At 75.5% G+C, this 18,259-nt stretch carries 16 protein-coding genes; 4 read left to right on the plus strand and 12 right to left on the minus strand.

The genetic code is table 11. The features are described from left to right. Positions 1-4 precede the first annotated feature (4 nt). Positions 5-976, minus strand: a complete 972-nt coding sequence (locus tag AB1207_RS17460) for a D-alanine--D-alanine ligase family protein (protein ID WP_367639676.1) — start codon at positions 974-976, stop codon at positions 5-7. Next, positions 973-2,370: an aminotransferase-like domain-containing protein gene (locus AB1207_RS17465; protein ID WP_367639677.1), complete on the minus strand. Its 1,398-nt coding sequence runs from the start codon at positions 2,368-2,370 to the stop codon at positions 973-975. Before AB1207_RS17465 ends, AB1207_RS17460 begins: the two co-directional genes overlap by 4 nt. Before the next feature lie 169 nt (positions 2,371-2,539). Here AB1207_RS17465 and AB1207_RS17470 point away from each other — a divergent pair, with 169 nt between their 5' ends. Continuing rightward, the gene (locus AB1207_RS17470) at positions 2,540-3,202 is read left to right on the plus strand and encodes a GNAT family N-acetyltransferase (protein WP_367639678.1); all 663 of its coding nucleotides are present in this window, start codon (positions 2,540-2,542) and stop codon (positions 3,200-3,202) included. Positions 3,203-3,258: 56 nt separating this feature from the next. Here the strand turns inward: AB1207_RS17470 and trxA are convergent, their stop codons facing one another. The 5 genes from trxA to AB1207_RS17495 form a co-directional block, all read right to left on the minus strand. Continuing rightward, positions 3,259-3,585, minus strand: a complete 327-nt coding sequence (gene trxA / locus AB1207_RS17475; protein ID WP_367639679.1) for a thioredoxin — start codon at positions 3,583-3,585, stop codon at positions 3,259-3,261. Between the two features lie 30 nt (positions 3,586-3,615). Next, on the minus strand, positions 3,616-4,659 hold the full coding sequence (gene trxB / locus AB1207_RS17480) for a thioredoxin-disulfide reductase (RefSeq protein WP_367639680.1): 1,044 nt from the start codon (positions 4,657-4,659) through the stop codon (positions 3,616-3,618). A 129-nt stretch (positions 4,660-4,788) separates the two neighbouring features. Continuing rightward, positions 4,789-5,598 (minus strand): RsmA family anti-sigma factor, encoded by an 810-nt coding sequence (locus AB1207_RS17485; protein ID WP_367639681.1) that lies wholly within the window; start codon positions 5,596-5,598, stop codon positions 4,789-4,791. 78 nt (positions 5,599-5,676) lie between these two features. Further along, a complete protein-coding gene (sigM, locus tag AB1207_RS17490; protein WP_367639682.1) occupies positions 5,677-6,267 on the minus strand; it encodes an RNA polymerase sigma factor SigM in 591 nt (196 codons plus the stop codon). Then, the gene (locus AB1207_RS17495) at positions 6,264-7,838 is read right to left on the minus strand and encodes a hypothetical protein (protein WP_367639683.1); all 1,575 of its coding nucleotides are present in this window, start codon (positions 7,836-7,838) and stop codon (positions 6,264-6,266) included. The genes sigM and AB1207_RS17495 overlap by 4 nt, the downstream gene beginning before the upstream one ends. A 178-nt stretch (positions 7,839-8,016) precedes the next feature. Here AB1207_RS17495 and AB1207_RS17500 point away from each other — a divergent pair, with 178 nt between their 5' ends. After that, positions 8,017-8,949 (plus strand): hypothetical protein, encoded by a 933-nt coding sequence (locus AB1207_RS17500; protein ID WP_367639684.1) that lies wholly within the window; start codon positions 8,017-8,019, stop codon positions 8,947-8,949. Here the strand turns inward: AB1207_RS17500 and AB1207_RS17505 are convergent. Then, complete coding sequence (locus AB1207_RS17505; RefSeq protein ID WP_367639685.1) at positions 8,946-10,055, minus strand: C40 family peptidase; 1,110 nt, start codon at positions 10,053-10,055, stop codon at positions 8,946-8,948. The two genes, AB1207_RS17500 and AB1207_RS17505, sit on opposite strands and share 4 nt — an antisense overlap. A gap of 89 nt (positions 10,056-10,144) precedes the next feature. On the opposite strand from AB1207_RS17505, the gene murJ reads away from it, so the two are divergent. Next, positions 10,145-11,815: a murein biosynthesis integral membrane protein MurJ gene (gene murJ, locus AB1207_RS17510; protein WP_367639687.1), complete on the plus strand. Its 1,671-nt coding sequence runs from the start codon at positions 10,145-10,147 to the stop codon at positions 11,813-11,815. Here murJ and AB1207_RS17515 read toward each other — a convergent pair. Both AB1207_RS17515 and AB1207_RS17520 read right to left on the minus strand, forming a co-directional pair. Then, complete coding sequence (locus AB1207_RS17515) at positions 11,780-14,002, minus strand: DUF6049 family protein (protein ID WP_367639688.1); 2,223 nt, start codon at positions 14,000-14,002, stop codon at positions 11,780-11,782. The genes murJ and AB1207_RS17515 overlap by 36 nt on opposite strands. Continuing rightward, entirely contained in the window at positions 13,999-14,475 is a 477-nt protein-coding gene (locus AB1207_RS17520) for an NUDIX hydrolase (protein WP_367639689.1), read from the minus strand. Before AB1207_RS17520 ends, AB1207_RS17515 begins: the two co-directional genes overlap by 4 nt. Positions 14,476-14,507: 32 nt before the next feature. Between AB1207_RS17520 and AB1207_RS17525 the strand changes: the two genes are divergently transcribed. Then, the gene (locus AB1207_RS17525) at positions 14,508-16,046 is read left to right on the plus strand and encodes a CCA tRNA nucleotidyltransferase (protein WP_367639690.1); all 1,539 of its coding nucleotides are present in this window, start codon (positions 14,508-14,510) and stop codon (positions 16,044-16,046) included. Positions 16,047-16,155: 109 nt separating this feature from the next. On the opposite strand, the gene AB1207_RS17530 is transcribed toward AB1207_RS17525, so the two are convergent. Both AB1207_RS17530 and AB1207_RS17535 read right to left on the minus strand, forming a co-directional pair. Continuing rightward, the gene (locus AB1207_RS17530) at positions 16,156-17,523 is read right to left on the minus strand and encodes a sensor histidine kinase (protein ID WP_367639691.1); all 1,368 of its coding nucleotides are present in this window, start codon (positions 17,521-17,523) and stop codon (positions 16,156-16,158) included. Positions 17,524-17,526: 3 nt separating this feature from the next. Next, positions 17,527-18,225: a response regulator transcription factor gene (locus AB1207_RS17535; RefSeq protein ID WP_367639692.1), complete on the minus strand. Its 699-nt coding sequence runs from the start codon at positions 18,223-18,225 to the stop codon at positions 17,527-17,529. Between the last annotated feature and the right edge of the window lie 34 nt (positions 18,226-18,259).

Consider the following 18,259-nt stretch of genomic DNA (forward strand, 5'->3'; position numbering starts at 1 on the left):
CGCGTCAGTGCGGGCGTGACGGCAGCGCGGACTCGACGATCCCCCGGTAGAGGGCGTCGAGTCCGTGCCCCGCGGCCTCTGCGGCCTGGGGCAGCAGTGACGTCTCCGTCATCCCCGGAGCGGCGTTCGCCTCGAGGAAGACCGGCTCGCCCGCGTCGGTGACGATGAGGTCGACGCGGGAGAGGTGCCGCAGACCCAGCGCCTCGTGCGCCGTGCGGGCGGCGTCGGCCACCCGCACGGCGACGTCCTCCGGCAGGCGGGCCGGGACGAAGAACTCCGTCGCCCCGGCCGTGTACCGGGCCGCGTAGTCGTACGAGCCGCCGTCCGCGACGATCTCCACCGCGGGCAGGACGAGCACCTGTCCGGCGGTCTCGACGACGGAGACGGCCACCTCCGTCCCCGGGACGTGCTCCTGCACGACGGCCGTGTCGCCGTAGGCGAAGGCGTCCACCACGGCGCGGGCGAGGTCGCGGACGTCGCCCACGACGGCCACGCCGAGGGCCGAGCCGCCCCGGCTGGGCTTCACGACGAGCGGGAACCCCGCCCAGTCCGCCGCCGCGGCCAGGACGGGTTGGGCGCCCAGGTCGCGGAAGGTGGCCTGCGGCAGCGCGATCGAGGCGGGCACCCGCAGGCCCGCCGCGGCGGCGACCGACTGGGCGATCGGCTTGTCCCACGCCAACCGGCACGCAGCCGCCCGCGACCCGACGAAGGGCAGCGACAGCAGCTCCAGGACGTCGCGCAGGGCGCCGTCCTCACCGATCGCGCCGTGCAGCACGGGCCAGACGACGTCGGGGCGGTCCGCGGCGAGCCGCGGCAGCAGCTGGGCGTCGGCGTCGAGCACCGTCACCTCGCACCCGGCCTCGCGCAGCGCCTCGGCGACGCGCCGTCCGGACCGCAGCGACACGTCCCGCTCGTGGGACAGGCCACCGGCCAGGACGGTCACGCGCGGATCGCGGACCCCTGCGTCGGCGCTCACGCGAGCTCCGGCCCGGGGTTGACCACGCCCTGGTCCCGGTGGGGGTGCCGGTCGCCGGGAGAGCCGAACAGCTGCTGGACCTCGAGCTCGTCGTGGACCACGCTCGCCAGCCGGCGCACGCCCTCGGCGATGCGCTCCGCAGTGGGGAAGCAGTACGACAGCCGGAGCGAGTGCCCGCCCGTGCCGTCGGCGTAGAACGCGCCACCGGGGACGTAGGCGACCCTGCCGGTCACCGCGCGCGGCAGCATGGCCTTGGCGTCCAGTCCGCCCGGCAGCGTCAGCCACACGTAGAACCCCCCTGCCGGGCGGGTCCACGTCGCCTGCGGCAGGTGGGCCTCCAGGGCCGCCAGCAGCGCGTCCCGTCGTTCGCGGTACAGCTCGCGGAACACCTTGACCTGGCCCTTCCAGTCGTAGGTCGCGAGGTACTCCGCGATCGCGAACTGCCCGAACGACGTCGGGCAGAGGATGGCGGACTCCGAGGCGAGGACGAGCTTCTCCCGGACGGCGTGCGGGGCCACGGCCCAGCCGACCCGGTACCCGGGGGCGAACGTCTTGGAGAAGCTGCCGAGGTGGACGACGTGCTCGGCGTCCATCGACCGCAGCGCAGGCAGCGGGTCCCCGTCGAAGCCGAGCAGCGCGTACGGGTCGTCCTCCAGGACGAGCAGGTCGTGGCGGCGGGCGATGTCGAGGACGGCGCGGCGTCGTTCCAGGGACAGCGTCACGCCGGCCGGGTTGTGGTGGTTGGGCACGGTGTAGAGGAACTTCACGCGCCGACCCTGGGACCGGAGCCGGACGAGGGCCTCCTCCAGCGCTGCGGGCTGCAGGCCGTCGTGGTCCAGGGGCACGTGCTCGACCTGGGCCTGGTAGCTGCGGAAGACGCCCAGCGCCCCGACGTAGCTGGGCGCCTCGGCCAGGACCACGTCCCCCGGGTCGAGGAAGATGCGCGACACGAGGTCGAGGGCCTGCTGCGACCCCGTGGTGACGACGACGTCGTCGGGGTGCGCGGCGATGCCCTGCGGGCGCATGACCTCGACGATCTGCTCGCGCAGCCGTTCCTCGCCCTGGCCGGAGCCGTACTGCAGCGCCTGGGCCCCCTTCTCGGCCACGATGCGCGCGCTGAGCTCGGCGATGGCGTCGAGCGGGAGGGCAGGCAGGTAGGGCATGCCCCCGGCGAGGGAGACGACCTCGGGCCGGTTCGCGACGGCGAAGAGGGCGCGGATCTCCGAGGCGGTCATCGACGCGGTGCGCTGGGCGTAGGTGCCCACCCAGCGGTCGAGGCGGCGTCCGCCCTGACCCGGGACGGAGGCGGAGGAGGCAGCAGCGGCGCCGGCCCGGGCCGCGGCGGACGCGACGGGCGCGTCACCGGGACTCGTGGACGACGGGTGCTGACTCATGGCGGCCTCCTCGGGCACGGGCCGATCCCCCGGTGGGATCGTCACTCCGGGTGCGGAGCTCACTCCGAGACTGCCACCTAGACTGGTGCCACCGCAGCGGCACGGAGTGAAGGCCCTGCACGGACGGGACGCCGGTGGCGTGCCGGGCACGAGACGGGAGGCCGCCCCGGTGGGACGACGCATGGCCCCGCTGACGCTCGACACCGTCGCCGACCTGCCCAAACCCTCCCGGCAGTGCGTGTTCTGGGAGCTCGACGAGACCGCCGCCACGCGCGCGGCCGAGGCGGGGTACCCGGACTTCGAGAAGGAGGCGTGGATCTCCACGGTCCTCCTGCAGTGGGGTGCCTGCGGGCGACTCGTCTACGTCGACGACCAGCCGGTGGGGTTCGTCATGTACGCGCCGCCGGTCTACGTGCCGCAGCAGAGCCGGTTCCCCACGTCCCCCGTGAGCGGTGACGCCGTCCTGCTGACGACGGGCTGGATCGAACCGGCCTACCGCGGCGAGGGACTGGCCCGGATGCTGCTGCAGGGCGCGGCCAAGGACCTCACCCAGCGCGGGGTGAAGGCCGTCGAGGCGTTCGGCGGCGGACCGGCTGCGGTGGGCGGGGACGGCAGCACCGAGAACGCCCACGACCACGGGGAGCCGTGCGTCCTGCCGGCGCACCTGCTGGAGTCCGTCGGCTTCACCGTCGTCCGGCCGCACCACCGGTTCCCCCGGCTGCGGCTGGAGCTCAAGACGGCCCTGTCCTGGCGCGAGGACGTGGAGGCCGCCCTCGAACGCATCCTCGGCACCGTCCGCGTCCCCACGCTCACCGGCGTGGCCCCCGCCTGACGTGCGAGAGGCCGGCACCCAGGCGGGTGCCGGCCTCTCGTCGTGCGGTGGGTCCGTCAGCCGACGAACTCCTCGAGCTCCTTGAGGAGGGCGGGCTTGGGGCGGGCCCCGATGATCGTCTTCACGACCTCACCGCCGGAGTACACGTTGAGCGTCGGGATCGACGTCACGCCGTACTTCGCGGCGATGCGGGGGTTCTCGTCGGTGTTGACCTTGACGACGGTGAGCTTCTCGCCGTGCTCGGCCGCGATCTCCTCGAGGATCGGGGCGACCTGGCGGCACGGGCCGCACCAGGGGGCCCAGAAGTCCACGAGGACCGGCTTGTCGGACTGCAGGACGTCGACGTCGAAGGTCGCGTCGGTGGTGGCGGCGGTGGCGCTCACGGGGTTCCTCTCGTTCTCGTGCGGGACGGGTCAGTGCTGGGGGCGCTCGACGGTCTCGGCCGTCGGGACGTCCGGGTCGGTCTCCTCGCGCGCGGGCTGCTCCTCGAGGCCGGCGTCGCCGCGGGCGGCGAGGAACTTCTCGGCGTCCAGGGCGGCGGAGCAACCCATGCCGGCCGCCGTGATGGCCTGCATGTACTCGTGGTCGACGACGTCGCCGGCGGCGAAGACGCCCGCGATGTTCGTCCGGGTGCTGCGGCCCTCCACGAGGACGAAGCCGTTCTCGTCCAGGTCGACCTGACCCTTGACGAGGTCGGTGCGCGGTTCGTGGCCGATCGCGATGAAGAGCGCGGTGGCGGCCATCTCGCGGGTCTCACCGGTCACGGTGTCGCGCAGCGTGAGGCCCTCGACCTTCGTGTCACCCGTGATGCCGACGACCTCGGAGTTCCAGGCGAAGGAGATCTTGGGGTTCTCCTCGGCGCGCTTGGCCATGATCCGGGAGGCGCGCAGCTCCTCACGACGGTGCACGATCGTCACCGAGCGGGCGAAGCGGGTGAGGAAGGTGGCCTCCTCGACGGCGGAGTCGCCCCCACCGACGACGACGATGTCCTGCTCGCGGAAGAAGAACCCGTCGCACGTGGCGCACCAGCTGACACCGCGGCCGGACAGGCGCTTCTCGTCGGGCAGGCCGAGCTCGCGGTAGGCCGACCCGAGGGCGAGGATCACGGCGTGGGCGCGGTACGTCTCGCCGCCGCCCGTGGTGACCTCCTTGACGTCCCCGTCGAGGCGGACGTCGACGACGTCGTCCGTGACGAGCTCGGCGCCGAAGCGCTCGGCCTGGGACCGCATGTTGTCCATGAGGTCCGGGCCCATGATCCCCTCGGGGAAACCGGGGAAGTTCTCGACCTCGGTCGTGTTCATGAGGGCGCCGCCGGCGGTGACGGAGCCCTCGAAGACCAGGGGCTTCAGCTCCGCGCGGGCCGCGTAGAGGGCGGCGGTGTACCCGGCCGGCCCCGAGCCCACGACGATGACGTTGCGGACGTCCTGCGGAGTGGCCCCGTTGCTGGACTCGCTCACCTGTGCGGACCTGCTTCCCTCGATCGGTGCCGGGCCCCGCGAGCCGGGATCCCGTGCTGTCTGCTCAACCGATCGTAGGGGTCCGCTGTTCCCCGCCCCGCGGTGCCGGGGGAGCCGCTCGGGGGCCCGTCAGGGCACGGGGACCGTGCTCAGCGCGGGCTCGCCGGGCGTGCAGTCGAGCGCTACGACGACCACCTCGGCGGCGTCGGCGGTCTTGTGCACGACGAACGCGGCGGGTCGGGACTGCCAGGAGGCGATCTCGACCGCGAGGACGGAGTCGGGGGCGACCCCGAGCTGCTTGGTGCAGGCCAGGGCGCGCTCGGCGGCCGGACGCTGGGACTCGTCGGTCGTGGCGAGCGGGGCTCCCGGCGACTCCGTCGACTGCGGCGCGTTGAGCATCGTGGGCTTGCGGCTCGTGGTGTCCGCGCCCGGGGTCGCGTCGTCGGCTGCGCCCTGCGGGGCGGAGGTGTCCTGCGCCTCCTGGCCCAGCACGTCCTCGCCGAGGTCGCGCACGGCCGCCGCGTCGGCGTAGTCGCGTCCGCTCAGCAGCACCTCCGCGGACTCCGGGACGGACTCCGGGGACGCGGACGCCGCAGCCACCGCGCCGGCACCGGCCGCTCCGCCGCTGGAGGCGGAGTCGGAGCCGGGGGTGCCCTGGAGGCCGACGAGCACGGCGCCGCCACCGACCACGGCGATCCCCGCCGCGGCGGCCAGGACGCGGGGCAGGCGGGTCCGCCAGGACGGGTGACGCCGCTCGGCGTGCTCGGTCAGGGACGTGACGGGGGTGGCGGGTCGCGCCGCGCGCAGCGCCTCGTCGAGGCGGGCGACGACGTCGTCCGGCATGGGCCCGACGTCGGCCGCCGAGCGCAGCAGGTCGCGCACGCGGCGCTCCTGCGCGTCGAGCTCCTCGCCGTCGAACTCACCACTCACCGTGGACACGCCTCCCAAGGGTGGATCCGGTCGTCGGTCCCTGAACGGGGACTCGGGGGGAACGGGGGGTGTGACGCGGGGTGCGGCTCACCGGTTCCCTCCGGGCTGCAGGATCTCGGCCAGCGCGAGCCGCCCCCGGGAGCAGCGGGACTTCACGGTCCCGACGGCCACGCCGAGCACCTGGGCCGCCTCGGCGACGGGCACGTCGTACATGTCGACGAGGACGAGGGCCGCGCGCTGCGCCTCGGGCAGGCGCGCGAGGGCGGCCGTGACGTCGAGCTGGGCCTCCACGTGGGGCGTGGCGTCCTCGACGACGGCGAGGGCCGCGCCGGTGCGCACACCGTCCTCCCCGGCCCCGACCTCCTCCTCCAGCGGACGGGTCGGGCGCACGGCCCGGCGCCGGGCCCGGTCCAGGCAGGCGTTCACGACGATGCGGTGCAGCCAGGTGGTGACGGCCGAGTCGCCGCGGAAGCGGTCGGCGGCGCGCAGGGCGGACACGAGGGCGTCCTGGACGGCGTCCGCGGCCTCCTCGCGGTCGCCCGTCGTGCGCAGGGCGACGGCCCACAGCCGGTCCCGGTGGCGGCGCACGACCTCGCCGAAGGCGTCCGGGTCGCCCGCGACGTGCGCGGCGACGAGCTCGGCGTCGGTCCGCGGGTCCTGGGCCCCCGCGGCCGTCACGAGGCGGGTGTGCCGGTGACGGCGATCTCGGCGACCGAGGCCCGGAACACCCCGTCCGTCGTCGGCAGCTGGGTGAACCACACGACCAGCCACCGGGTGCGGACCGGCTGCGCCGGGGTCAGCGTCTGCTGGCCGCCCGCGGGGGCCGTCGCCACGGGCTGGGACCCGTCCAGCGCGGGACCGGGCGCGGTGAGCAGCGACACCGACCCGCCCTCGCCGCCGTCGGTGAGGGCGACGGAGGACACCTGCACCTCGGCGCCGAGGTCGAGGAGCAGGCCCATGCCGTCCTTGAGCCCGCCGAAGGCCGCGGAGTTGTAGCGCTGGCTCTCCCACGCCGTCGACGGGTCGCCGTCGACGGCCCGGGCCGCCGTCTGCGAGTTCTCCCCACCGCCCTGCGGGTCGAGGGCGGAGACCGCCGCGACGGGCAGGAGGGCGGGCGCGGCGGCGGGGGCGCTGCTCGTGGGGCTCGTCGTGTCCGGTGCCTCCGACGAGGGGGCCGGGACGGCCGGTGCCGACGCCGCCGGGGCGGGGGTTTGCTCGCTCGTGCTGCGGGGGGCGCCGATCCCGCTGAGCTGCCACAGCGCGAGCACGAGGCCGGCGGCCACGACCGCGCCGAGGATCCCGAGGACCAGGCGCGAGTCGTCGCGGGGCGGGCGGGCTGTGGAGTGGGGGCGGGTGAAGGGCACCGGGGGCTCGGCCTCGGGGACGACCTCGTCGCGGTTCTTCAGCCGGCCGCGGACGGCGGCCGTCGCCGCCTCGCCCCGCATCCGGCGCAGCGTCTCGTCGAAGACGTCCATCGACCAGGGCGCGAGCTGCAGGGCGAGCTCGGCCGGGTCGCGCGGGCCGTCCTCGTGGGGGCCGAACGTCACGACGCACAAGGTGTCGAGGTCGTTCGGCACGTCCGGACGGATGTCCTTGGGCGGCAACGGCTTCCCGTCACCCGTGGGGGCTTCCGGCAGCGCCGCGCAGGGGGCGAGCCCCTCCAGGGACGGCCACCGGCCCACGAGCCCGGCGTACACGAGGGCCACCAGGCCGACGGCGTCGGCACGGTTGGCCAGCGCCGCCGCGCGCGCCGCGGACACGGCTGGCGGGTCGACCTCCAGGGCGGCCTCGACGCCCACCCCGCGCACGCGGACCACGCCCTCGGGGTCGAGCAGGACGTCGTCGGGCGTCAGGCGGGTGTGGTGCAGACCGCGGCGGGCGGCGGCGTCGAGGGCCGTCGCGACCTCGCCGACGAGGGCGCGGACCGCCGCCGGGCGCAGGGGCCCCGAGCGCAGCAGGTCCGTCATCGTCGAGCCCTCGACCGCCTCCTCGACCACGTAGACCGTGGCGGCGCCGGGGGTCGACGGGTCCTCGTCGGTGCCGGCGTCGAGGATGCGGGGCACGTGCGGGTCGTTGAGCATGGCGGCGCGACGGGCGGCGTCGAGGAACTCCTTGGCCCGCGGGTCCGTGGCCGGCAGCGTCCGCACGCGCACGGGCCGGTCCAGCGTCAGGTCGCGGCCGAGGTACTCGCTCGTGCCGAGGTCCGTCTGCACCGACAGCTCGCGGTCGAGGAGGTAGCGGTCGGCCACCCGCCCGGCGCCCGTGTCCCGGTCCGTGCTGCGGCCCGCCCCGTCCAGACCTACCCCCTGCGTCTCGTCCGCGTGCCTGCGTGCACGCGGTGACCGTGTCGTCGCTCCCATGCTAGGGCGCGCGCGGCCCATCCCGGTTCGGCGCGCGGCGGCTGCGGGCCACGCCCAGGATGGCCGCGTGAGCAGCTCCCTGGGACGTGGCCTGCGCGGTGGTCTGGCGGCCGGTGCCGTCGGGACCGCCGTCCTGAACGCCGTGACGTACGCCGACATGGCCTGGCGCGGCCGGGACGCGAGCACGATGCCCGCGGACGTCGTCGACGCGCTGGCCGAGCGGCTGGGCACCGAGGTCGGGGGGTCGCGCGGGGAACGCACCAACCGCCGGACGGCGCTCGCGGCCCTGACCGGCACCGCCGCCGGGCTGGGGGTGGGCGCACTCGTCGGGACGGCGCGCGCCGCCGGGCTGCGCTTGCCGCCCGTCGTCGGCGGTGTGGTCACTGGGGCGCTGGCCCTGGCCGCGACCGACGGACCCGCGCACGCGCTCGGCGTCACGGACGTGCGCGAGTGGACGGGGCAGGACTGGGTGGCCGACGCCGTGCCGCACCTCGCCTTCGGCCTCGCCGCCCACTCGACCCTCCGCCTGGTCGACCGGCGGCCAGAGGAGGGGTCCACTGCCGTCGTCGACCAGCCCACACGGGCGTCGGCGGGCCTGGTGGCGCGCAGCGCCCTGCTCGGAGTCGCCGCGGGGGGCCGCAGCTCCCTCGGCCTGGCGGGACCGGCGCTGACCGGCGGGAACACCGTCGCCAAGCTGGGCACCCTCGCCGCCGTCGGTGCCGAGGTCGTCGCGGACAAGAACCCGGCGACCCCGAGCCGGCTGACGGCCGCGGGGCTGCCCGCCCGCATCGCCTCGGGCGCCGGCGGAGCGCTCGCCCTCGCCAAGCGCGACCACCAGCGCGCGCTCGTCCCGGTCGTCGCGGGGGCCGTGGGCGCGCTGGCCGGCTCGCTCCTCGGGGCGGCGTGGCGTGCGGGGGCGGCGGAGGTCGTGCCGGACTGGCAGGCCGCGGTCGTCGAGGACGTCGCCAGCTTCACGCTGGCCGTGCTCGCCTCCCGCTAGGAGGGGCGGACCGCGCCGAACAGCCCGGGCATGGCCACACCGGCGACGCGCACGACGTCCCCGGTGTGCGGGGCGTGCAGGACCTTGCCGCCGCCCAGGTACAGCGCGACGTGGTGGATCGTCGACGGGTCCGAGCCGTTGGCGTAGAACACCAGGTCACCGGGCTGCAGCTGGTCCAGCGGCACCTTCGGCAGTCCCGCGTACTGCTGGCGGGACGTGCGCGGGATCGGCACGCCCGCCTGGGCGTAGGCCCACTGCGTCAGCCCGGAGCAGTCGAACGTCGTCGGCCCGGTCGCGCCCCAGACGTACGACATGCCCTCGCGGGTGTGCGCGGCGGCGATGGCACCCAGCGCGGCGGTCGAGGCGTTCGCCACGGCGTCGGCGACCCCCGCCGTGGAGTCGCCCGCGTCGGCGACCCCGGCGGCCGCGGCCTGCTGGGCCGCGGCGGCGAGGGCGGCCTGCCGGGCCTCTTCCTCCTCCTTCGCGACGGCGTCCCGCACCGCGGCGTCGGCCGCGTCGAGGAGCTGCTGCTGACGGGCCAGGGCCGTCGTGACCTCGGTCCTCGCCGCCTGCGCGGCCCGCTCGGCGGCGGTCTTGTCCCGCCGCACCTCCTGCAGGTGGGCCTCGGCCGCGGTCGCGTCGGTGCGGGCGGTGACGGCCCGGGTGAGGGTGGACTCGCCGTCGGCGACCACGGTCGCGGCGACGGCGGCGGACCGCGCGGCGCTCGCGGCCTGGTCCAGGTCACCGCTCGTCAGCAGGCCGAGGCCCGAGGACAGCCCGGCGGGCAGCGAGGGTCCGGCCATGTAGAGGGAGCGGACGCGGCGGGTCGCGGCGGTGGCGGCGGCGCTGCTCGTCCCCTGGGCGGCGTCGAGCGCGGCTTGGGCGCGGACCTCCTCGGAGATCGCGCGGGAGGTGTCGTCGACGGCGGTGTCGTAGGCCTCGGTCGCGATCGACTGCTGCAGCTGCAGGGCCTGCACGGACGTGCGCAGCGCGTCGGCCTGGGTCTGCAGCGTGCGGCTGCGGGGTTCGGCGTGCGCACCGGCCACGGGCGCCGCCAGCGAGAGCGCCAACGCACCCGCCGCCACGACCCGACCGAGGTTCTTCACCGTGGTGAGGTCGTCACCGCGTGTGAAGACCTTGACCGGACCGGGGACGCGATGACCCGGACGGCGCAGGCATCGGCCACCATCGAGGCGTGAGCGCAGCCCCCGACCAGACGGCCGTCCCGGACGAGTCCAAGGCCTCCCTCGCCCGGTCCAGCGCCCTCATGGCCAGCGGGACGCTGGTGTCGCGGGTCCTCGGGTTCGTCCGGGTGGCCCTGCTCGCCTCGGCCATCGGCGGCGCAGCGGCCGGGGTGGGCGGCCAGGTGTTCGACGTTGCGAACAAGGCGCCCAACAACTTCTACATCCTCGTCGCGGGGGGCGTCCTCAACGCCGTCCTCGTCCCGCAGATCGTGCGAGCGTTCAAGCTGCCGGACGGCGGCAAGGACTTCGTCGACCGGCTCATCACCCTCGCCCTGCTCGTCATGGCCGGCGCGACGGTGCTCATCACCCTGTGCGCGCCCCTGGTCGTCCGGTTGTACGCCGACAAGTGGAACGACGACTGGCTCGCGCTCGGCACCGCCATGGCCTTCTGGTGCCTGCCGCAGGTGTTCTTCTACGGGCTCTACACGGTGCTCGGGCAGGTGCTCAACGCGCGCGGCAGCTTCGGGCCCTTCATGTGGGCCCCGGTCGTCAACAACGTCGTGGCGATCGGCGGGACGGTCGCCTTCCTCGCGCTGTACCCGGGCGGTGAGGGGTACTCCGCCAGCGCCTGGACCCCCGAGATGATCGCGTTGCTGGCCGGCACGGCGACGGCTGGGGTGGCGCTGCAGGCGCTCGTGCTCCTGTGGCCGCTGCACCGGATCGGCTTCCGCTACCGACCGCGCCTCGGCTTCCGAGGCATCGGCTTGCGCAGCGCGGGCCGGGTGGCGGGTTGGACCTTCGCGGGGGTCGCAGTGGGGCAGGTGGCGTTCATCCCGACCTCGAAGGTCATGACATCCGCCGGTTACGCGCTCAACGAGGCAGGGGTCAACGGGGCGTCGGGCAACTCCTACAGCTACGCGTACCTGCTGTTCATGCTGCCCCACTCGCTGGTCGCGGTGTCCCTGGTGACCGCCCTCTTCACACGTCTGAGCCGGTCGGCCGTGGCGGGCGACGTCGCTGCCGTCCGGCGGGACTTCTCGACGGGCGCCCGGACCGTGGCGGCCGCCGGAGCGTTGGCCACCGCGGCTTTCGTCAGCCTGGGGCCGGCCGTCGGTGGCGCGATGTTCTCGGCACACCCGATCGGTGAGGTGCTCGTGGCCATGACGATCGGTCTCGTCCCGTTCAGCGTGACCTACCTCGTGCAGCGCGTGTTCTACGCCTACGAGGACGCTCGGACGCCGTTCGTGGTCCAGGTGGTGGTCGCCGTGGTCACCTCCATCGGCAACCTGGTCTGCTACTTCGTCCTCGAGCCCCGGTGGCAGGTCATCGGCATCGGGGCCTTCATGAGCCTGGCCAACGTCGTGGGCTGCGTCCTGGGACTCGTGCTGCTGCGGCGGCGGCTGCGGTCCCTCGACGGCGGAGGCATCGACGGCCATCTCCTGCTGCGGACGCTCGTGCGGCTGCTGATCATCTCGGCGGTCGCAGCGACCGTGGGCTGGGCCGTCTCGCTCGGTGGTGAGCGGCTGGGCGACGGTCGCGCCGCGGACCTCGCCGTCGTCCTCGTCGGCGGGGTCGTCGTCCTCGTCGTCTTCGCGGTCCTGTGCCGGCTCATGCGCGTGCGCGAGCTGGACGACCTGGTGAGCCCGCTACTGCGCCGGCTGCCCGGGCTCGGCCGGCGCTGACGCCCCCGGGGCCTTCGGAGCCTCCTCGGCCTCCTGGGCGGGGGGCTCCGCGGGGTGTTCGGCCTGGTCGACGCGACGGCGGCCCTTGCGGAAGGCCCGCACGACCCCGAGCACGAGCAGGCCCGCGGCCCCGCCGCCGACGACCCCGGAGATCCAGTTCTCCACGTCGGCGCGCACGTTGAGGCGGATGTCGACGGGGGACCCGATGGCGCTGCCGGCGGGGGTGCGCAGCTGCGCGTCGACGACGACGGACCCGTTCGCGAGCGCGCGCACGGGCACCGCCACGCGCTGCTGGCTGCGCGCCGCCACCGTCTGGCGGGGGACGGCGTCGAGCTGCACGCGCGGGGTCCGCGGCCGCAGGACGAGGTCGACGAGCACGGGGACGTCGAGCTCGTTGACGACGGTGATGGGCAGCTCGCTGCGCTCGGCGGCGAGGTTGCGGACGCTGCCCGTCGCGATGCTCACCCCCGCCGTCAGCAGCTGCACCGCCCGGCCGAGGGCGGCCCGGGCCTGCGGCAGCTCGTCGGTGTGCCCGCGCCAGGACGCCCCGAGCAGCGCCAGCGCCGCGCGCTGCTGGGACAGGAGGTCGGCGTCGGGGGTCGACGTCTGCAGGGCGCTGCGGAAGTCGTCGACGGCGACGAGCTGCCGCTCGACGTCCTCGACGTGACCCGTCGGCAGGGCGGCGCGGTTCGTCGCGGCGGCGACCTGGGGCTCGGAGCGCTCGCCGTCCGGCGCGGTCGCCTGGACCAGTTCGGTGAGCGTCTGCCACGCCGCCCAGCCCGAGGACTCCAGGTCGGTGACGAGTCCGCTGAGCGTGGACGCGACCGGGGCGAAGCTGCGGGGCGCGACGAGCAGCTGACCGCGCGGGTCGTTGGGCCGCTGCAGCGTCGTCGTGGCGGCTTCGGCGACGAGCCGCTGCCGCACGAGGACGGCCTGGTCGGGGTCGGCGGCGTCGGCCAGGACCGAGGACATCGTCCGGTCGGCCACCAGTGCGGCGACCGAGCGCGCGCCGGAGAGCTCGACGGTGGCGCGGCCGACGGGGGTGAACGTGAGGTCCGGGTCGGGCACGAGGCAGCGGTCGTCCAGGACGACGGTCGAGGCCCGGCCCTCGACGCAGAAGCCGAGCAGGTCCTCGTCGGCGGCCTGGTCGGCCGGCCAGGCGACGTCGGTGCGCACGGACGCACCGGTGAGGCCGTCGAAGGCTCCGGCGGCGGCCGTCGTGGCCCGCTGCAGCAGCTCGGCGCCCGAGGCCGCGCGCGACAGCGCCTCGAGGTCGGGGTCGCCGAACGGCAGCCCCACGACGTCGCGCCCCGCGCTGGCGGCGGCGAGGCGCCCCAGCCACTGCGAGAGCCGCTCGGCCTGCTCGGCCGAGGGCTGGGCGCTGCTGGAGGCCGTCGGGTCGGGCGTCGCCCCGGCGGTCGGGGTGTCGGCGGCGGCTCCCGTCGCGGCGCGCACGGAGGCGACGGTCGCGGTGAGGGCGGGGTCGACGGCCCACGCGACGCGGGCGTCGGCGCTGCCGTCCACGAGGGGACCGAGCCGTTCCTGCACGGCGGCGTCCAGCCCTGAGGCGGTCGCGTCCCGCCCGGCGACGAGCGGCAGCAGCAGCGTCAGGGGCGTGGGGGTGACCGGCGGCGGCGCCGAGACGAGGAACGTCCGCGCGACGCCGAGGCGGCCGGAGTCGTCGGAGACCTCCACGGCCGCCAGGTGCGCGCCGACGCCCGCCCCCAGGGAGGCCGCCGGCAGGGAGATGACGACTTCGGCCGACGCGCCCGGGTCCAGCGTCCCGGACCCCACGACGACGTCGTCCGAGCTCGCCGAGGAGCGGGTGATGGACGCGCGCTCGGACGCCCGGGCCCACGTGTCGAGGCCGGAGCGGGCGACGACGGGGGACCGCTGGGCGACGAGCCGGGCGGTCAGCGACGTCACCGGGTCCGACCCGCGGTGCTCGATGCGGGCGCGGACGACGACCGTCGCGCGCGCCGGGTCCGTCGCCGAGTAGGCCGAGGGGGTGAGGTCGAGCAGGACCACCCGCAGCGGGAGCCCGGTCGAGGTCGTGCTGCTGGCGGTCGTGGTGGCGCTCGCCGTCGGGCGCGTCGTCGAGGCGTGCGCCGGGCCCACCGCGGCCGTCAGCGCACCACCAGCGGCAAGCCCCGACAGGAGCCCGCGCCGCGAGACGCGTGCGGTCACGCCAGTTCGCCCAGCCGCAGGGTCGCCGCCGTCGCCGCGCGGCGCTCGTTGGGGAAGGCGAGCCGCTCGTCGAGGTCGGGGAAGGGGATCCACTCGACGTCGATCGCCTCGGCGTCCGGGTCGTTCTCCACGGTCAGCGTCCCGCCGACCGCGCGGAGCAGGAAGAGGTGGACGACCTTGTGGATGCGGCGGCCGTCGGCGGAGAACCAGTAGTCGATGCTGCCGAGCGTCTCCACGACCTCGCCGCGGATGCCCGTCTCCTCCTCGATCTCCCGCACCGCAGCCTCTTCGAGCGTCTCCTCGCCCTCGAGGTGGCCCTTGGGAAGACACCACTCGGCGCGGCCGGCGCGGTTGAGGCGGCAGATGACGGCGGCGCGCGGGACCCCGGTCGAGAGGTCGACGACGAGCCCACCGGAGGAGGTCTCCTGCACGGTGGGCAGCCGCCGACGCGGCTCCCGGGCAGGCTTGACCATCGGCTCACTGTAGCCAGCGCAGCTGTCGACTCATGGCAGGCTTGGACCCCGTGCTGCACGAGGAGTCCCCCACCCCCCGGACCGACGGTCGGGTCGCCGTCACGGAGTCGGACCTGGAGTCGGTCCTGGAGTCGGCCAAGGACGAGGCGAAGGGCCGCGCGGTCGCCGCGCTGGAGCCCGTGATGGCGCTGCTGGTCGACCTCGGCCGCGTCTTCGAGGGCGCCGGCTTCGCGCTGTCCCTCGTCGGTGGGCCCGTGCGCGACGCCCTCCTCGGCCGCCGCTCGACCGACCTCGACTTCACGACGGACGCCCGTCCCGACGACACCGCCCGGCTGCTCGGGGCCTGGGGCGACGCCTCCTGGGACATCGGCAAGGAGTTCGGGACCATCGGGGCGCGCAAGCGCGACCTCGTCGTCGAGGTCACGACGTACCGGTCCGAGAGCTACGACCCGTCCTCGCGCAAGCCCGAGGTGGCCTACGGCGACGACCTCGTCAGCGACCTCTCGCGGCGCGACTTCACCGTCAACGCGATGGCGCTGCAGCTGCCGTCGATGGACTTCGTCGACCCGCACGACGGCCTCACCGACCTCGCCGCGGGCGTCCTGCGCACCCCGGGGACGCCGGAGCAGTCGTTCTCCGACGACCCGCTGCGGATGATGCGCGCGGCCCGGTTCGCCGCCCAGCTGCGGCTGCGGGTGGCCCCGGAGGTGACGGCCGCGATGACCGCGATGGCCGACCGCATCACCATCGTCTCGGCCGAGCGGGTCCGCGTGGAGCTGGAGAAGACGCTCCTCGCGGCCGACCCCGTCGCGGGGCTGCGGCTGCTCGTCGACACCGGCCTGGCCGCGCACGTCCTGCCCGAGCTGCCGGCGCTGCAGCTGGAGATCGACGAGCACCACCGCCACAAGGACGTCTACGAGCACTCCCTCACCGTCCTGGAGCAGGCGATCGACCTGGAGGGGGACCCCGTCCCGGGGCCGGACCTGCTGCTGCGCATGGCCGCCCTGCTCCACGACGTCGGCAAGCCCCGCACCCGCCGCTTCGAGGAGGGCGGGGGCGTGAGCTTCCACCACCACGAGGTCGTCGGCGCGAAGATGGTGGCGAAGCGGCTGAAGGCGCTGCGCTTCGACAACGACACGATCAAGGCCGTCGCGCGGCTCACCGAGCTGCACCTGCGCTTCCACGGCTACGGCGACGGGGAGTGGACGGACTCCGCCGTCCGCCGCTACGTCACCGACGCCGGGCCGCTGCTCGAGCGCCTGCACCGGCTGACCCGCAGCGACTGCACGACGCGCAACGCCCGCAAGGCCAAGCGCCTGTCGGACGCCTACGACGACCTCGAGGCCCGCATCGCCCGGCTGCGGGAGCAGGAGGAGCTGGACTCGATCCGCCCCGACCTCGACGGGAACGCGATCATGCAGCTGCTGGGGATCGGCCCCTCCCGCGTCGTCGGCCGCGCCTACCAGCACCTGCTGGGGCTGCGGATGGACCGCGGGCCGCTGGGCGCGGAGGAGGCCGAGCGCGAGCTGCGCGCGTGGTGGGCCGAGCAGCCGGAGTCCCGCGAGGCCTGACACCCCCTCACCCCGCGTCACCGGCCCGTGCTGGTCTCGCGTGGAAAACACTCTTTCCGCCCCTCCGGACCGGTCCAGAGGGGCGGAAAGAGTGTTTTCCACGCGGGTCTCAGCCGGCCGGGACCGTGAGGACGAGGAGTGCGCCACCGGGCAGCCCGGGCGGCAGGTCGGCCTCCGCGGGATCCGCGCACCGCAGCTCCCCACCCGCGGCGCGGGCCAGACCGCGGGAGATCGACAGGCCGAGCCCCGCGCCGCCGTCGCCCGCCCGGGCCGGGTCGAGGCGGACGAGGCGGTCGAAGACGCGTTCGCGGTCGGCCGGGGCGATGCCGGGGCCGCCGTCGGCGACGACGACGCGGCCCTGGCCGGCGAGATGGTCCACGGTGACGACGACGGGTCCGGCGGGGGCGGCGCGGCGGGCGTTGGACAGCAGGTTCACGAGGATGCGACGCACGTGGTCGGGGTCGGCGACCACGTCGACGGCGGCCGTCCGCAGTGTCACGCCCTGCCCCAGGGACCCGGATTCGTCGACGGCGGCTCGGACCAGCGAGGCGAGGTCGGCGTGCACGGCGCGCGGCTGCAGCTCCTCCAGCCGCGACGCCGACAGCAGGTCGGTGACGAGCTGCGCCGCGCGCCGCGCCTCCCGCACGATGCGGACGGCGGCCTCCTCGCGCTCGCGCCGGTGGGGCCCGTCGCCGGTGTCGAGCAGCAGCCGCTCGGCCGCCGTGATGACCGCTGCGAGCGGGGTGCGCAGGTCGTGGGCGACGTCGGACAGGAAGCGCTGCAGGCGGTCCCGCGACCGGGTGGCCCGCTGCTCGGCCCCCTCGAGGGAGTCGAGCATGTCGTCGAAGGCGGCCGCGGTGCGGCCGAGCTCGGTGTCCGGGCGGTCCGGGTCCAGGCGGCGGCCGCGATCGCCCCGGGCGATCGAGCGGGCCGTGGACGTCATGGTGTCCAGGGGGGCGAGGGCGCGTCCGAGCAGCAGCCACAGCGCGACGACGGCGAGGGCCAGCCCCGCCAGCGCCCCCAGCAGCATCGACCGGCGGAACTGCGCGAGGGCGTCCTCGACCGGCCGCAGCGAGGTCGTGAGCACGAGGACCCGGTCGTCACCCAGCGACCGGCTGGTCCGGAGCAGCTCACCGTCCTGGACGACGGCCGCCTTCGGGCCTGCCGCCGGACCCCCGGCGGGCCCGGGGGGTCCGGGACCGTCCGCGGGACCCGGGGTGCCGACGACGGTCCCGTCGTCGGTGTCCAGCCGGGCGACGGCCCCCGCCGTGGCGAGCCGGTTGACGAGCGTCTGGTCGTCGACGGTGCCGTCGAGCTGCACCCCGAGCTCGGCCAGCCCGGCGAGCCGCGACCGCGCGTCGTCGCGCAGGCGCGACCCGAGGTCGGCGTCGACGAACACCCCGACCACGAGCAGCAGCGCCGCGAGGACGGCCGTCGCGACGGCGACCACGCGGCGGCGCAGTGAGACCGTGCGCACGGCTCAGCCGTCCTCGTCGGTGGACGCCGTGGGCGCGCGCAGGACGTACCCCAGCCCGCGGACGGTGTGCACGAGCCGCGGCCCGTGCTCCTCCAGCTTGCGCCGCAGGGCGCTGACGTGGACCTCGACGAGGTTCTGGTCGTAGTGCTCGTAGCCCCAGACCTGGGTGAGCAGCTGCAGCTTGGACAGGGTCCGCCCGCGGTAGCGGACGAGCTGGGCCAGCAGCCGGAACTCCGTCGCCGTGAGGTCCAGCGGGGAGCCGCCGCGCAGGGCCACGGAGGCGGACTCGTCGACGACGAGGTCGTCCACCTCGACGACCTGGGGCGTGCGGCCGGACCGGCGCAGCACCGCCCGCAGGCGCACGAGCAGCTCCTCGACAGCGAAGGGCTTGACCACGTAGTCGTCGGCGCCGGCCGCGAAGCCGGAGAGCCGGTCGTCGATGTCGTCCCGCGCCGTCACGAAGACGACGGGCACGTCCCGGGGCACGCACACGCGCCGGGCGAGGGACATGCCGTCCTCGCCGGGGAGCATGACGTCCAGCACGGCGATGTCGGGGCGGAACTGCTCGACGACCTCGTCGAGGCCCCGGCCGTCCGGGCGGGCGCGGACGACCATCCCGGTGTCGGTGAGCGCCTCGGTGACGGACTCGGCGATGAGCGGGTCGTCCTCGACGAGGAGGACCCGGACGGCTGCGGTGGGCACCGGAAGAACATCGCAGAGCCGCAGGGGTGGCACC

The organism is Kineococcus endophyticus, from assembly GCF_040796495.1.
Classification (GTDB): domain Bacteria; phylum Actinomycetota; class Actinomycetes; order Actinomycetales; family Kineococcaceae; genus Kineococcus; species Kineococcus endophyticus.

Coding starts and splice junctions, on each gene's coding strand:
- AB1207_RS17465 (WP_367639677.1), bottom strand. CDS start 2,370: ATGAGTCAGCACCCGTCGTCCACGAGTCCCGGTGACGCGCCCGTCGCG.
- AB1207_RS17520 (WP_367639689.1), bottom strand. CDS start 14,475: ATGGTCAAGCCTGCCCGGGAGCCGCGTCGGCGGCTGCCCACCGTGCAG.
- AB1207_RS17525 (WP_367639690.1), top strand. CDS start 14,508: ATGGCAGGCTTGGACCCCGTGCTGCACGAGGAGTCCCCCACCCCCCGG.